The organism is Bradyrhizobium sp. LA2.1 (assembly GCF_040547725.1).
GTDB lineage: Bacteria > Pseudomonadota > Alphaproteobacteria > Rhizobiales > Xanthobacteraceae > Bradyrhizobium > Bradyrhizobium barranii.
Genome location: NZ_JBEPQI010000019.1, coordinates 98,936 through 112,348, shown reverse-complemented (window position 1 = coordinate 112,348; position 13,413 = coordinate 98,936). Strand labels below are relative to the sequence as shown.

At 65.7% G+C, this 13,413-nt stretch carries 15 protein-coding genes; 7 read left to right on the top strand and 8 right to left on the bottom strand.

Translation table 11 applies throughout. The features are described from left to right. The first annotated feature begins 29 nt into the window (after positions 1-29). A complete protein-coding gene (locus ABIB95_RS31265) occupies positions 30-260 on the top strand; it encodes a hypothetical protein (RefSeq protein WP_354245140.1) in 231 nt (76 codons plus the stop codon). 7 nt (positions 261-267) lie between these two features. On the opposite strand, the gene ABIB95_RS31260 is transcribed toward ABIB95_RS31265, so the two are convergent. Continuing rightward, positions 268-1,227 carry a helix-turn-helix transcriptional regulator gene (locus ABIB95_RS31260; RefSeq protein WP_354245137.1) on the bottom strand — a complete coding sequence of 320 codons (960 nt, stop codon included), beginning with the start codon at positions 1,225-1,227 and terminating at the stop codon, positions 268-270. Positions 1,228-1,528: 301 nt separating this feature from the next. Here ABIB95_RS31260 and ABIB95_RS31255 point away from each other — a divergent pair, with 301 nt between their 5' ends. The 5 genes from ABIB95_RS31255 (at position 1,529) to ABIB95_RS31235 (ending at position 7,819) form a co-directional block, all read left to right on the top strand. Continuing rightward, positions 1,529-1,771: a hypothetical protein gene (locus ABIB95_RS31255; RefSeq protein WP_354245134.1), complete on the top strand. Its 243-nt coding sequence runs from the start codon at positions 1,529-1,531 to the stop codon at positions 1,769-1,771. Positions 1,772-1,795: 24 nt separating this feature from the next. Continuing rightward, the gene (locus tag ABIB95_RS31250) at positions 1,796-2,047 is read left to right on the top strand and encodes a GCG_CRPN prefix-to-repeats domain-containing protein (protein WP_071909307.1); all 252 of its coding nucleotides are present in this window, start codon (positions 1,796-1,798) and stop codon (positions 2,045-2,047) included. Positions 2,048-2,320: 273 nt separating this feature from the next. Continuing rightward, positions 2,321-5,068, top strand: a complete 2,748-nt coding sequence (locus tag ABIB95_RS31245; protein WP_354245131.1) for a T6SS phospholipase effector Tle1-like catalytic domain-containing protein — start codon at positions 2,321-2,323, stop codon at positions 5,066-5,068. 121 nt (positions 5,069-5,189) lie between these two features. Beyond that, on the top strand, positions 5,190-5,873 hold the full coding sequence (locus tag ABIB95_RS31240; protein ID WP_028147348.1) for a response regulator: 684 nt from the start codon (positions 5,190-5,192) through the stop codon (positions 5,871-5,873). Continuing rightward, a complete protein-coding gene (locus ABIB95_RS31235) occupies positions 5,870-7,819 on the top strand; it encodes a sensor histidine kinase (protein ID WP_354245127.1) in 1,950 nt (649 codons plus the stop codon). The genes ABIB95_RS31240 and ABIB95_RS31235 overlap by 4 nt, the downstream gene beginning before the upstream one ends. Before the next feature lie 137 nt (positions 7,820-7,956). Here ABIB95_RS31235 and ABIB95_RS31230 read toward each other — a convergent pair whose 3' ends face one another. Continuing rightward, positions 7,957-8,238, bottom strand: coding sequence for a hypothetical protein (locus ABIB95_RS31230; protein ID WP_014491556.1), 282 nt, complete (start codon positions 8,236-8,238; stop codon positions 7,957-7,959). Positions 8,239-8,464: 226 nt separating this feature from the next. Here ABIB95_RS31230 and ABIB95_RS31225 point away from each other — a divergent pair, with 226 nt between their 5' ends. Beyond that, a complete protein-coding gene (locus ABIB95_RS31225) occupies positions 8,465-8,689 on the top strand; it encodes a hypothetical protein (RefSeq protein WP_354245124.1) in 225 nt (74 codons plus the stop codon). Between the two features lie 137 nt (positions 8,690-8,826). On the opposite strand, the gene ABIB95_RS31220 is transcribed toward ABIB95_RS31225, so the two are convergent. The 6 genes from ABIB95_RS31220 to ABIB95_RS31195 all read right to left on the bottom strand — a co-directional run bounded on the left by ABIB95_RS31220 (position 8,827) and on the right by ABIB95_RS31195 (position 13,402). Then, positions 8,827-10,716, bottom strand: coding sequence for a hypothetical protein (locus ABIB95_RS31220; RefSeq protein WP_354245121.1), 1,890 nt, complete (start codon positions 10,714-10,716; stop codon positions 8,827-8,829). A gap of 2 nt (positions 10,717-10,718) precedes the next feature. Continuing rightward, a complete protein-coding gene (locus tag ABIB95_RS31215) occupies positions 10,719-11,186 on the bottom strand; it encodes a hypothetical protein (protein ID WP_354245119.1) in 468 nt (155 codons plus the stop codon). Positions 11,187-11,194: 8 nt separating this feature from the next. Continuing rightward, on the bottom strand, positions 11,195-11,416 hold the full coding sequence (locus ABIB95_RS31210; RefSeq protein ID WP_354114106.1) for a hypothetical protein: 222 nt from the start codon (positions 11,414-11,416) through the stop codon (positions 11,195-11,197). Positions 11,417-11,546: 130 nt separating this feature from the next. Then, positions 11,547-12,227, bottom strand: coding sequence for a hypothetical protein (locus ABIB95_RS31205; RefSeq protein ID WP_354245115.1), 681 nt, complete (start codon positions 12,225-12,227; stop codon positions 11,547-11,549). An 87-nt stretch (positions 12,228-12,314) separates the two neighbouring features. Beyond that, entirely contained in the window at positions 12,315-13,022 is a 708-nt protein-coding gene (locus ABIB95_RS31200) for a hypothetical protein (RefSeq protein ID WP_166104261.1), read from the bottom strand. A 131-nt stretch (positions 13,023-13,153) separates the two neighbouring features. Continuing rightward, positions 13,154-13,402 carry a hypothetical protein gene (locus ABIB95_RS31195; RefSeq protein WP_028147356.1) on the bottom strand — a complete coding sequence of 83 codons (249 nt, stop codon included), beginning with the start codon at positions 13,400-13,402 and terminating at the stop codon, positions 13,154-13,156. Between the last annotated feature and the right edge of the window lie 11 nt (positions 13,403-13,413).

The following is a 13,413-nucleotide window of genomic DNA, read 5'->3' as shown; positions in this document are numbered from 1 at the left end:
ATGAAATGGTGATGCAGTGAGCAGCTTCGATGGCCAGGAGACGCACGACGGAAGCGGACGCCGACGACCTCCCCCGCTATTTCGTCTGGGTCCGGGGCCTCGAAGGCCCCGAGCCGCAGAAATGGACGGCGATGGATTTCGGCATCGGTGATTGGAAGCGGCCGCAAGTGCTGGCCTTTCTGGAGCTGCCGGAAGCCGAACGGCACCTGCCGCTGTCGGCGCTGGCGCGCCGCTATCCGCCGCCGCGGGTGGAGACCTAGCGCTCTCTCACTTCCCCCTCGCCGCGGTCGGCGTCAACCCAAACCGCCTGCGGAAGCAGCGGTTAAAATAAGAGAGATCGTTGAAGCCGCAGGCAAAGGCGATGTCGCTGATGCGGCCCTCGCGGTGTGCCAGGAGGTCGGCGGCCTTGCGCAGACGCAGTTCGGTGAGGCGGGTGGTGAAGCTGGCGCCGGCCTCGAACAGCAGCTCGTTGACGTAGCGCTCGGATAGGCCGGCGGCGGCGGCAAGCTTCTGGGCGGAAAAACCCGGCTCGTGGAAGCGCGCCTCAAGAATCGACAGCACGGCCTTGAGCCGCACGGCGCGCAGGCCCCCGCGTCGCGCGGCAGTGGCGATATCGCTGCGGGCACCGAGACCGATCGCGGCAAGGTCGAGCAGATGGCCGGCGATCGCCATGCCGGCCTCGTCGGCGGCCGTGGGATTGCGTAGGAGGAGATCGCTGTAATCCATCGCCAGCGACAGCGCGCCGCCGGGCTCGAGCTCGCAGCCGACGAGATCGTCGATGTCGGCGACCATCGCGCGCAGCGTATCGACCGGCAGATGCACGTTGGTGAAGCGCTTTTGGCTCGCGCCGTCGGCCGCGAAGAACGGCTCGTCCAGCTTGAGCAGCACCATTGCTCCCGACCGCATGGTGAACTCGCGGCCACGATGGATCACCTGAGACGGAAGATCTCCGGTGTTGCGCGCGAGGCAAAAGCGGTCGTCGCCGGTCTCGATCACCTGGCGCTTCTCGCGCCGGACCGTGACGAAGCTGCCGTCGCAACGGCCGAGCATGGTGGTGCCGATATGGATCGAGTTCATCGTTGCGCGAAACGGCACGTCGGACGCCGGATCGAGCTCGCCGGTGTTGGAGAAATGCTCGAACAGCTCCGCGAAACGGATGAAGCGCTGCCGGTCGGACAAGTCCTGTGGCAGCATCTCGGTCGAGAGCGACTTCCTGATGACGGACATCGAGAACGACTTTTCGAGAATGGCTTTTCTAAGTTCTTAAAAAAAGGCTTGGCGCTCGCCGAACCTCGCACGCCAAACGGACGCCCGCAGAAGACCAGCATACCGCAAGCTATCAGCACGCCAACGTGAATCAAGCTGCGCCGGTCAGTCCAAGCTGCGACGGCGCTGGCGCCGGTCAGTCCAAGACGCCCCGCACAGGCGGGCCCTATTCAGGCCGCGGATGCGGCATCCCGGCACACACGGGACTGCATCCGGGCAAACGGGCGGCCCCAGCCTGACGCCCGCTGGAGGAGACAACGACATGCGAACCTTTCTACCCCGCAGCCTCGTGCTCGGCGGCGCCATCGCGACCAGCCTCTGCATCGGTTACGCGCTTGGCGCGCAGCCGCACATGGACGAAGCCATCGCGATCCTGCAATCGGCCCGCGCCGAGCTCGGCAAGGCAGAGCCGAACAAGGGCGGTCATCGCGAGAAGGCGATCGGGATGATCGACCAGGCGATCGCCGAAGTACGCGCCGGCATCGCGTTCGCCGCCGGCCATTGAAGCAACGGCATTCGGGAGGAAGACATGATACGCACCCTGTTTGCCACGGCTCTCACGCTCGGCGCGATCACGGGCGTTGCCCAGGCCATGCCGCTCACCCTGCTCAACGCAGGCGCGAACGGCGACGTCATCGCGGTCGCCGGCGGCTGCGGCCCCGGCTGGCACCGCGGCCCCTATGGCGGCTGCCTCAGGAACTACGCCAACCCCGCCGCGCATGCCTGCCCGCGCGGCTACCATATCGGCCCCGGCGGCGCTTGCCGCGGCAATGGCAGGTAGGACCTGAACACTCCGCCTCTCCCCGCTCGCAGGGGAGAGGCGTCCGCCGACATCACGCCTCTCGCCACCGGCACCAGCAAGACCAAACGTTTTCGTAACCGTCCTGCCGCGGCGTCCGACCGCGGCAGGGCGGCGGCGCGATCCCGCTTGCTACCTCAACGGGACTATGCACAGAATGCACCTGTTTTTCATGACGCAACCATTGATTGAAATCGTGGAGTGCTGAACGGCTCCGGCCCGAAGTGCTTCACCGTCGATTGCCAGAGGGGCCCCATGACCCAGCATGATGGCGCGCAGAATGGCGATTCTGCCAGACCCAAGCACACGCATGACGATGCAAGCGCCGGCGGGACGACCGCCACCACCCTGTCGAAGCGCAAGCTGGTGCTGTTCGCCGACGGCACGGGCAACGCGTTCACCGCCCAGGAATCCAGCGTCTGGCGGCTCTATGAAGCGCTCGACCACACCCAGCCGGACCAGATCGCCCACTACATCAAGGGTGTCGGCACCGCCGGCTGGGCGCCGCTCGCAGCCATCGACGGCGCCACCGGCATCGGCGTTCCCTCCAACGTCCGCAAGCTCTACCGCTTCCTGTGCTGGAACTGGCGCGAGGGCGACGAGATCTACATCTTCGGCTTCAGCCGCGGCGCCTTCACTGCGCGCACGCTGGCGGCGCTGATCGCGAGCCAGGGATTGGTGCCGGCGGAGATCAAGGGCGAGCCGGTCTCGCATGCCGAGATGGAGCGCAACGCCATGTCCGCATGGCGGGAATACCGCAAGGAATCGGTGGGCTATCGCAGCCTGCCGACGATCTGGATTGCGCGCTGGATTCGCGACCTGCTGCTCATCATCTACCATTTCGTCTGCTGGCACCGCTCCTATTGCACGGTCCGCAAGGCCATGGCCGGCCGCAAGAACGTCAAGATCGAATTCCTCGGGCTGTTCGACACGGTCGAGGCTTTCGGCGTACCGATCGAGGAGCTGCGCGTCGCGATCGACTGGGCAATTTGGCCGATTTCGTTCCGCAATCATCGGCCCTCGCGCAAGGCGAAGCACATCTGTCACGCGCTCGCGCTCGACGACGAGCGCACCACCTTTCATCCGCTGCGGATCGACCAGAGCCGTCTGGCGAATGATCAGACTGTCAAGGAGGTGTGGTTCGCGGGCGTCCATTCCGACATTGGCGGCGGTTACCCGGAATCCACCCTCTCCTTCGTTCCGCTGGTCTGGATGACCGAGCAGCTCGGTGGCCAATTGCGCTTCCAGAACGGCACGATCGAGCGTTTCCGCGAGTATCAATCGGCGATCGGGCCAAAGCACGATTCACGCAGCGGCGCCGCCGTGCTTTACCGCTACGGTCCGCGGCCGATCCTCGAAGGCGATGTGAACGGCGGCAAACCGGTCGTTCACTTCGCCGTGGTCGAACGAATGCTGTTCGGATGCGACGATTATGCGCCGATCATGCTGCCGGCGAACGCGCGGGTGCTGATGCCCGACGCAAGCATCAGGGAGCTCACCAATGACGGCGCGCACCAGGCCATGCATGACGCCTACGCGAAGAAAGCGAGGCGTCCGATAAGCAAGGAGGAATCCGACGCCTTCACTGGAATGAAAGCGCCAGACGCGGACATGGCGAATCTGGCGCGCGGCGCCGTGTGGTGGCGACGCGTGGCCTATTTCGCGCTCCTGATCATGACGGGCATCATTGCCGCCTGGCCGTGGATCGCCCACAAGATCATAGATACATCCGGCAAGAGCCTGCGCGATTTTGTCAGCAACATCGACTGGGGTTTCAGCGCCATACTCGGCTCCGTCGCGAACCTGCTCAAGAACGTGTTGCCCTCCTATGCGGGGCCATGGCTCAATATCGCACTCTATTATCCTGTCGCGACCTCACTCGTCGTGCTGGTCACGTGGTGGGTCTGGAGCATCAACGCCTCGCTGCGTGATGGCATCCAGGAGCGGGCGCGGCTCGCCTGGTACCGGCCGGAACGGAAGGCGAGCGCAAAAAACCTCAGCCGGATGAGTTGGTTGTTCAGGTTTGGCGGTTTGATGCAGCGAAATGCGCGGTGGATGAGCTTTCCGTTCACCAAGATCATCTTTCCCATCGTCTCCATCGTCGTCATCTACGCCGCGGGCTTGCTGATCGCCTCGAGCAGCTTCTTCACCTGGCGCGTCGCGACCGGACAGGTTTGTGAAGCCCCGGAAACAAAAGCCGCAGAGGCGAAGAAAAAGGGAGCGAACGTCGCGGTAGACATTCCGCCAGCCAAGCCGGTGGGCGACAACGCGCTTCCTGCGGCCGAGCTTTTCAACGTCAACCAGTTCTGCTGGGCAAGCAGGCTCGCCGTGGAGAAGGGCCGCAAATACCGGGTCTGGATCGATATCGACCAACGCTGGTTCGACCGCACGATCATGACCGGCGTCAACGGATTCCAGACCTACGAAAACCACCATTACCTCGCTCTCCCGACCCGGCGACTGTTCGGCGCGGACTGGTTCCAGCCGGTCGTACGCGTCGGCGAGAAGGGCCTGAACGATCAGCCACTGCAGGCCATGAACGTGATGTCGGCAGATGAACTGCCGCGCCGCATTGACCCGACCCTCCCCGAGGACAATGCTCAGGATGAGCCAAAAAACAGATATCCCGTCCGCATCGAAAACGCTGAGGAATCGAGCACGGACGATGCGGCGAAGCTGACGAAACTCAAGGCCGATATCGCGAAGATGGGCACATTCGATGCGCTTCCGCCAGACGAGTCGGCCCGCAAGGTCTGGGACACGCAGAAACTTGCAGACCGGATGGTGGCCGAATTCACCGCACCTGATTCCGGCGAGCTGTTCTTCTACGTCAACGACGCCGTGCAGATCGTCCCGGGCTTCCTGCGATGGCTGGCCCCGGCAAAATACGCCGACTATTTCGGGTCGGACGAACAATACTACAAGAACAACAGCGGCACGGCGCGGATCACGGTACAGCGTCTGCCCGCGCCGCCGACGCCATCGGCTGCGGCAAAGCAGTAGGCGCCGGCCACAACGGAGCGGAAGAGTGACAACGCCCCCATGATTATGGGTGTCGCGGCGTCCGCGCCGCGGCTAAACTTGGCCTCGCGCCGCGGGGGACACGCGGTGCGGGACGATGAACATGAGCGAACAGGGCGAGACGGGTGAGGCCATCACCATCCTCCTCGTCGAGGACGACGCGCCGACCTGCTGGCGGCTCCAGGATGCGCTGGTCAAGGCCGGCTACAAGGTGCGCAGCGCAGGAACGCTCGGCGAGGCGCGCCAGGCCCTGAACGGCGGCGCGCCGCGCGTGCTGCTGACCGATCTGCGATTGCCCGACGGCCATGGCATCGAGCTGATCCGCGAGACCCGGCAGCGCTTTCCCGACACCGAGATCATGGTGATCTCGGCGCTCGGCGACGAGGAGAGCGTGATCTCGGCGATCACGGTCGGAGCCACCGGCTATCTCCTGAAGGACGCCTTCCCGACCGACATCGCCACCACCGTGCGCGATCTGGTCGCCGGCCATTCGCCGATCTCGGCCTCGATCGCCCGTTTCATCGTGCGCAGAACGCAAGGCGTCGCGCCGAGTTCGGCCGAGCCGCCGCGGGGTCCCGTGCTCAACACCGCGCGACTCACCCCGCGCGAGATCGATATCCTCTGGGGCATCGCAAAGGGTTTCAGCTACGCCGAGATCGCGAGCCATCTCGGCCTGTCCAGGCAGACCGTGCCCGGCCACATCAAGAACATCTATCGCAAGCTCGAGGTGCACACGCGCAGCGAAGCGGTGTTCGAGGCGGTGCAGCAGGGCCTGATCAAGCTGTGAGCGAGATAGCGGCGAAGGCACCTGCACGCCCGCGGCGCCGGCTGATCGCGGCGCGCCTCGTGCCCTATCTGCTGCTACAGGCGCTGATCGTGATCGTCACCATCCAGGGGCTGCGGCTACTCCAGCCCAGCGACCCCGATGATTTTGCCGTGAGCGAATTTTCGCTGCGGGAGGACGGCACGACCCGGGCGGTGACGTTGCCGCATTTCACGTCGTCGCGCTACGCGCTCCAGGACCCGCCGCTCTATTCGGGCGCGTTCGTCTTCAAGCCCGACGCGGCAAACACCGCCTGGTCGGTCTTTCTGCCGCGCTTCAGCAATGGCGTGGAGGTCGCGGTCAACGGCGTCGCGATCCTGGACTCCCGGCGCGATCCCACCGCCAACCGGCCCGACCGCAACACGCCGGAGATCACAGTGATCCCGTCGTCGCTGCTGCGCGACGGCAGCAACACCATCACCGTGCGGCTGTTGGTGTGGGGTCCGCTGCGAGGCTTCCTCGACACCGTCTATGTCGGGCCGGACGAAAGCCTGCGGGGAGCCTACGAGACGCGCACGCTGCTGTTCGTGACGCTGCCCGTGGTGTTCTCGGCCTGGCAATCGTTGCTGGCGGTGATCCTCGCCATCATGTGGCTGATGCGACGCCGCGAGCCGGTCTATGGCGTGCTGGCGGCAGGAATGCTCGTCGGCGCGATGCAGGCCTTCGCGCCGGCGCCGCTGCCACCCGCGCCTTATCCGCGGCTGGCCGCCATCTTGCTGGCGTCCGCGCCGATCGAGAGCGCGCTGGTCGTGACGTTCGCGGTGCTGTTCTTCGGCTGGCGCTGGCCGCGCTACGGGCTGCTGTTGTTCGCGCCGGGGCTCGTCATCCTGCTGGTCGGGCTCTTTGCGGGCCAGCCGATCCCGCGCGTCACCTTCCTGTTCCTCGGCGTGCCGACCGTGGGCCTGTGCCTGATGCTGCTGGTCGTCATCCTGACGTGGGCGGTGATCAGGCGGCAGGACGCGGCGAGCTTTACCTTCGGCTGCGCCGTGACCATCGTGCTGACCTGCTGGTTTCACGACATGCTCTCGGCGTTCGAGTTCGTGCCGGACGATCGCACCTTCGTCACGCGGCTGTCCTATTCCGCGATGCTGGTGGCGATAGGCGCCGGACTGACCTGGCGCTTCGCCCGCGCGCTCAACGAGGTCGACAGCTTCGCCGGCCAGCTCATCGCACGCGTGCGCGAGGCCGAGGAGCGGCTGAAGGCAAGCTTCGCCCGCGAAGAAGAGCGCGCCCGTGCCGCCGCACTCGCCAACGAGCGCACGCGCTTGATGCGCGACCTGCATGACGGCCTCGGCGGTCAGCTCGTCAGCATCGTCGCGCTCTCCGAGCGCGGGCACGAGAGCTCGAGCATCACGGACGCGGCGCGCGCCGCGCTGAAGGATCTGCGCCTCGTCATCGATTCCATGGACGACATCGGCGGCGACCTGATGCTTGCGCTCGGCTCCTGGCGCGAGCGCGCGGCGGCACAATTGCGGCCGCACGACGTCGCACTCGAATGGCACGTGGCGACGCCGCAGGGCCTGCCGCTGCATCCCGAATTGCGGCCATGGCACGTCATCCAGATCGTGCGCATCCTCGACGAGGCCGTGACCAACGCGGTCAAGCACGCGCAGGCGCGCCATATCGTTGTTACCATCGAGACGCTCGACGATGGCCAGGGAGATGGCCAAGATAACGGCCAAGGACCGCGTGGCATGATCAGCGTCGCGGACGACGGCAAGGGCTTTGCCCTGCCCGGCAACGGCGAAGCCGGCAGTGCGGGCCAGACCGCACGGGGTCTGCGCAACATGCGAAGCCGGGCCGCGCGCTGCGGCGCGGTGCTGGATCTCGCCTCGGATTCCTCGGGTACGCGCGTGCGGCTACAACTGCCGAAAATCTTTCCCGATAGCGACGCCGCCGCCACGGGCTGAAAAGCCCCCTCCCCGAACGTGTGGGACGTACGGAGAGAGGGAACGGGCCGGATTATCGTCATGCGGAGGACGGGGGGTTCGTCCGCAAGTCATCCTTTCGCCCGAAGCGATGCAATCAACTCAATCAAACGAGATCGTCAGCGCACGCCGACGCGATTGACCGGGCCTCCGCGATTCATCGGCGTTCCCGCACGAACGCCGACGCCGGGCGCGCCGACCCCGGGCGTCGCCACCGCGACCGCGGCGGCCGGCGCAACCACCACCGCCCCGGTCGGCCGCACCACGCAGCCCTTGGGCACGCCGACCGTCTTGCAATAGACCACCGCCTGCGCCGGGCTCGTGCCCAGCGACACCATCGCCGCACCCGCGAGCATCATGACCGTCAGGCCGGCGCTCAGCGCTCCCACGTTTTTCGACATCTTGCTCTCCTGCTTCCCGTTCGGCGCCCCGATGCAATCACCGGGTTTCGCAGCCGACGTGCAGCCTGAATGGCAAAAGACGGCGCGCGGATACATGCCATGAAGATGGGGGTACGGCGGGCGAGCCGATGCCATGAACATGGCATGGACCGGCAACGGACCTTCGCGAGATGGTCCGGCTCACCCGATCCCAGCGGGACCCGTCACAATCCCAAAGAGGTGTTTCATGAAGACTTCAGTCCTTGCCGCGCTGCTGCTCGCTGCCGTCATCCTGCCCGCCGCTGCGCAATCCGGTCCGACGCCGCAGGAGCAGATGGCCTGCCGCGGCGACGCCGGCAAATTCTGCGCCGAACATATCGGCAAGCCGCCGCAGATGAATGCCTGCCTGCGCGAGAACAAGACAAAGCTCTCGGATGCCTGCCGCAAGGTGGTGGAGTCGCACGGCGGGTGATCTTCTTCCCCCTGTGGGAGAAGGTGCCTTGCCAATGGCAAGGCGGATGAGAGCTGCTTCAACGCACCCAGAGCACGGCCGCTCCGCGGCTCTGCCGCGAACCACCCTCTCCCGCGAAGAAGGGAGAGGGACAGCAGCTAGTTCGTCAGGCCATAGACGTCGATGCGGCCGTCATAAGTCGGGCGATAGATGCGGCCTTTCCAGACGATCGGACGATTGAACTTGGGATGCATGAAGGCGTGCTCCGGCCCCCAGTCCTCGCTGTCCCAGATCACCTGGAGCCGTTTGGAGCCATCCGGATTGGTGGCGAAATTCTGCGCGTCGTAGACCAGGAAGCGGCCCGGACTGAGAATCATGTTGCTGTCCTGATAGGGCACCATCGCCACGATGATGCCATCGGTGCCGTTGTTGGCGGCAAGCGTGATGCTCCAGCCGGGCATGCCGCCCGGCGGACGCGGCGATTGCGGCGAGGCGATCTCGTTGCCCCCGGCGAGATAGGTCGTTCTCCCGTCGGCCGCAATCGACCAGGCCCGCAAGGCGCTGTTCTCGCCGCCAACGAAATGCATGGTGCCGTGGGTGGCGGACTGGAACAGCAGCGGCGTGCCATGCAGATGCCGCGTCGCGCCGCCGGGAAACACGTTCAGCTCCATCGGTGACGTCGGCGCCGGCGGCACGGCGGGATCGAAATACGTGTACAGGATCGGTGGCATGAGCAGCCTGTTGTAGTTCGCCGCGAAATGGCCGGCCGCAAGTTCGCCCGGCTGCGTCTTGCCGAGCGCATTGGCATTGCCGGTGTAGAGGATGCCGTCCTTGCCCGCGGCCAGAATGGCATGGGCGGAGGCGACATAGACCGGACCGCCGGAACCGAAATCCTGGTCGCCCCACATCGACTCGTTCATCGCCTCCATGTGATGCGCCACGACCGGCGCGATCTGCGCATCGGTTGCACTGCGACCCGAGGTGACCGCGACATGTGGCATCTCGCGCGCATACCGAGGCTTCAGCGTCATTCCCATGCGCCTTGCATGCGCGATCACGGAGGGCAGGGAAACGTTCGACGGCAACGCCAGTTCGTCATTGTCGTCGTCGGCGGCTGCTGCGTCCGCGGCCGCGCCGACCCGGTTGGCGTCGGTCCATGGCGCCCACCACGACATGACTTCGAAATGCGCATGGCTTCCGGTGTGCAAGGCGAGCCGCACGATGCTCTCGCCGAAATCGCCATGCTGCGGCGAGAACGCTCCGTTGCCGGTGATGACGTAGATTGAACCGTCGGGAGCGAGGGCCGGGCCGGCCCCGCTCTGCCACAGCCCGCCGCCGGAGCCGGTGACGGTGGAGCACCACGACGCAGCGAGCCGCCAGGCATGGACGTCGACCGCGAGCAGCCAGCCGCGCGCCGTCTTCGACGTCTCGGCGATCGTGCCGAAAGGAATCAGCACGTGGTTCCGCGTCAGCGTCAGGGCGCTGCGCTGCTTGCGCTGGGCCGAGACGAATTTCTGCACCGGCAGGCCGTTCGGCGGCGTGTAGACCGCGCCCTCCAGGTTCAGCAGCCCATGCACCTTCGAGCCGTCGCGGATCCGCAGCGCCGCGAGGAAATGTTGCCCCTTGGCGACGCTGCCGTCGTCGCTGATCCAGGCGCAGGCGTAGAGAATGCCCGCCCCCTCGTCGATCACCGGGGTCGAGAGAATGCCCCAATGGACGTTGGTCATGTGGCCGTCGATCGCCCTCGTTCCGACGATGGGACGTCCGAGGTTGGTCGCCCAGATCTTCTCGCCGGTCAAAGCGTCGAATGCATAGACCCAATTGCCCATGCTGGCCTGGAAGATCAGGTCGCGGGTCTTGCCATCGGCTGTGTGCAAGCCACCGACCGCCAGCGGCTGCGCCTCGAGCCTGGGATCGTCGGGAATCGGAAGGCTGAAGAGTTTGATGATGCCCCTGGTGCGGACGGCGGTCGCCGTCAGCACCGTCTCGGAATTGTTCGTACCGGTACGGGCACGGTCGTAGCTGCGGGTCGTGACGGAGGCGACCATAGTCAGGCTCCGTAAGCGAGGAGGCTTCCGGCCGCAATCAGGCAAGCCGCTGCGAGCGGTCGTACGTCGCGCAAGCCTGCGCGCCACCCGCGCGACACGACGGCTCCGCAGGCAAACCCAAGCCCGGCCATCATCGCACTCGACAGTGCGGCAACGGCCGGCGCATCAGGCGAGCGCGACACGAGATTGTCGATCGCCAGCAGCGGTGGCAGCACATAGAGCCAGCCCGGCGCATTCAAAAGACGTTGCGTGATGGGGTGGCGCACCACCAGCGATGCGCCGCACGCGATCAACAGGATCGCTGCGAGCCCGCCCGCGACCGGCATCGTGACGCCGAGCGCGGAACCCAGTGCATCGCAAGCGCCGAACATCAGAATGAGCGACAGCACATGCCGTTGCGGAACGATGAATGCGAGTGCAAAGGCCACGATGAGACTGTCCGCGGACGTCCACAACAGATGTATCGACATGGAAACCTCTAAAAGGTTTGCAATGCGAGATAAGTGAGGTCAGTCGAGAAGGCCGCCCCGCCATCCGCCTTCGCGGGCAATTGCAGCGCGGTGAGGCCGCGATTCCGCGCGTGTCGTGCGAGAAAGTGGAGCAGCCAGGCAATGCCGGCTCTATCAACCGGCGTCGGCACGGTGACGCCTTCGCGGTCCGGCGCGAAGAAGCGACCCCAAGCTAACAGCGCTACGCCCATGACGCGGCCTTTGGCTAGCCACGCCAATCATGCATTGAACGGAGATCGTCTGGAAGTTGAAATTCGAGGCAAGCGCGTCCGCAGAACGAACCGTCGCTCACGATCGCGTGCGCGACGGCGGGGATCGGCGCTAATCGTCGTCGGACCCGAACAGCCTGATCTGCGGCAAGCCGCCGCGCGGCCGGCTCGCGACATCGCGCGCATCGGAATCTTCGCGGATGTTGCGCGCGACGTCATCCCAATCGGTGCGGTCGCGCATGCCACGCGGCTCGCGGGGATCGTAGTGCCGGCGCTCGGCCCAGCGCTCGCGGCGCTCCATGCGGCGCCGTTCGGACGCGGCGCGCTTCACGTCGGAATCCCTCGCCTTGGCATAGGCGTTGTCGGGTGAGGATGGCGGCTCTGTCGATGCCTGCTGCTCGGCAGGCCTTGCGACTTGCGGAGGCGATGCCGGTGCCGCCGGCTTGGGCGGCTCGGCCGCGGCCGCCTGGGAAGGCTGCGGCGCTGACGGCTCGGCGTTCGCGTGACTCGCCTGCGTGTCGGACTTTGCGGGTTCGGCTTTGGCCTGTGCCGGCGCGGCGATCATGGCGCCGAAGGCTTGCGAGCCGGTGAGATATTGCAAGCGCTCGGAAGGCGCGTCCGTCATCGCGGGTTTGGCAGCTTCAGCGCGCTGCGCCATCTTGCTCGTGTCCGGCCCCAGCTTGGGAGCGACCGGATTCATGATATTGCCGGCGACGATGCCGCCACCGAGACCAATGGCGATGGCCGCGACGATCGTTCCTGCACCGACGAAATAAGCTGTCGAGGCGCGCATTGGTCCACTCCCTCTTTGGAGCGGGCAACGTTTGTCGATTGCCGGATGTTCCCGATGCGGGGCGGAGTTCCCGGAGGAACTTACGCGTCAGATCTGCTGCGCGACTTTTTCGAGCCCGATGATGCGGGCGAGCTTGCGCACTTCTTCCTTCTGATCCTCGCGCAGCTGGAACAGCAGCGGCATTGCGGCCGACTTCAACTGCTGGACCTCGTCGCAGTTCGGATCGATCGGCACGCCCGGCGCGTTCGGATTCGAGAGCTTGTTCGCGGAGATCTTGCGGACGACATTGCGCAGCGCGGTCTCGACCGAGGGCCAGTAATATTCCTGCGACGACGATAGTTTCAGGCGATCCCTGATGCCTGCGATCTGCACGTCGGACAGCAACGAATAGTTTTTCTGCGGCTGCGGCTTGGCGGCGACCTTCGGCTTGGCCGGAGCTTCGACGGGAGCTTCTGCGGCGGCAGGCGCTTCATGCACACTCGCCTTGGGCATCGGGAAATCGGCGGGCGTCGCGGCGGCAAACGCCTGGCGCAGCGGCTCGGTCAGCACCGGCGCCTGTGAGAGCTTGTCGGCAGAGACCTGGACCGGATCGATCGCGGCCGAGGCCAGTGCCAGCGTCGGAACCAGACGGTCGGCCTTGGCGGCGCGATTTGTCGAAAGCTGCTTGGGCGGCGGGGCCTGCGTGATCATCTCCGCGCTGACGCTGGGCACGCTGTCACGGCCGAGGATGGCGGTGGTGGCGGCGCCGAGGACGAGGAAACAGGTCAGCACGACGATGGTGATGGCTTTGGACAAACGTCTCTCCAGGCCCAGCTTCAAGTCCACGTGACGAGTGCCCGGAAACTGGGCGGTAAATAAGGCTTAACCGAGCCATCGCGACGGCAATCGCGCGGACTGTGGCGACATGCCCCGAAATCTCAAGGAAATCAGGCAGCTAGCGCCAGGTCGTAGGCATCCTGGATGTCGGCGACGATCTCGGAGGCCTCCCAGACCGCGCGCGGCTCGACCGATTGCAGCGTCACCGTCCAATTGCCGCCCCGGCGGGTGCGGGGGACGCTGAGGATGTCGAAGCGCACGTTGCGGCACAGCGGATGACGGGCCAGAGCATGGGCCACGCGGACCCGGATTTCGTCCAGCGTCGCGGCTGTCTTGCTATTGAGAAAATCGAAGTCCATCGCCTGTCCCT

Coding starts and splice junctions, on each gene's coding strand:
- ABIB95_RS31205 (WP_354245115.1), bottom strand. CDS start 12,227: ATGCGCGCCTCGACAGCTTATTTCGTCGGTGCAGGAACGATCGTCGCG.
- ABIB95_RS31250 (WP_071909307.1), top strand. CDS start 1,796: ATGATACGCACCCTGTTTGCCACGGCTCTCACGCTCGGCGCGATCACG.
- ABIB95_RS31265 (WP_354245140.1), top strand. CDS start 30: ATGGCCAGGAGACGCACGACGGAAGCGGACGCCGACGACCTCCCCCGC.
- ABIB95_RS31230 (WP_014491556.1), bottom strand. CDS start 8,238: ATGTCGAAAAACGTGGGAGCGCTGAGCGCCGGCCTGACGGTCATGATG.
- ABIB95_RS31245 (WP_354245131.1), top strand. CDS start 2,321: ATGACCCAGCATGATGGCGCGCAGAATGGCGATTCTGCCAGACCCAAG.
- ABIB95_RS31240 (WP_028147348.1), top strand. CDS start 5,190: ATGAGCGAACAGGGCGAGACGGGTGAGGCCATCACCATCCTCCTCGTC.
- ABIB95_RS31260 (WP_354245137.1), bottom strand. CDS start 1,227: ATGTCCGTCATCAGGAAGTCGCTCTCGACCGAGATGCTGCCACAGGAC.
- ABIB95_RS31210 (WP_354114106.1), bottom strand. CDS start 11,416: ATGGGCGTAGCGCTGTTAGCTTGGGGTCGCTTCTTCGCGCCGGACCGC.
- ABIB95_RS31220 (WP_354245121.1), bottom strand. CDS start 10,716: ATGGTCGCCTCCGTCACGACCCGCAGCTACGACCGTGCCCGTACCGGT.
- ABIB95_RS31255 (WP_354245134.1), top strand. CDS start 1,529: ATGCGAACCTTTCTACCCCGCAGCCTCGTGCTCGGCGGCGCCATCGCG.
- ABIB95_RS31225 (WP_354245124.1), top strand. CDS start 8,465: ATGAAGACTTCAGTCCTTGCCGCGCTGCTGCTCGCTGCCGTCATCCTG.
- ABIB95_RS31195 (WP_028147356.1), bottom strand. CDS start 13,402: ATGGACTTCGATTTTCTCAATAGCAAGACAGCCGCGACGCTGGACGAA.
- ABIB95_RS31215 (WP_354245119.1), bottom strand. CDS start 11,186: ATGTCGATACATCTGTTGTGGACGTCCGCGGACAGTCTCATCGTGGCC.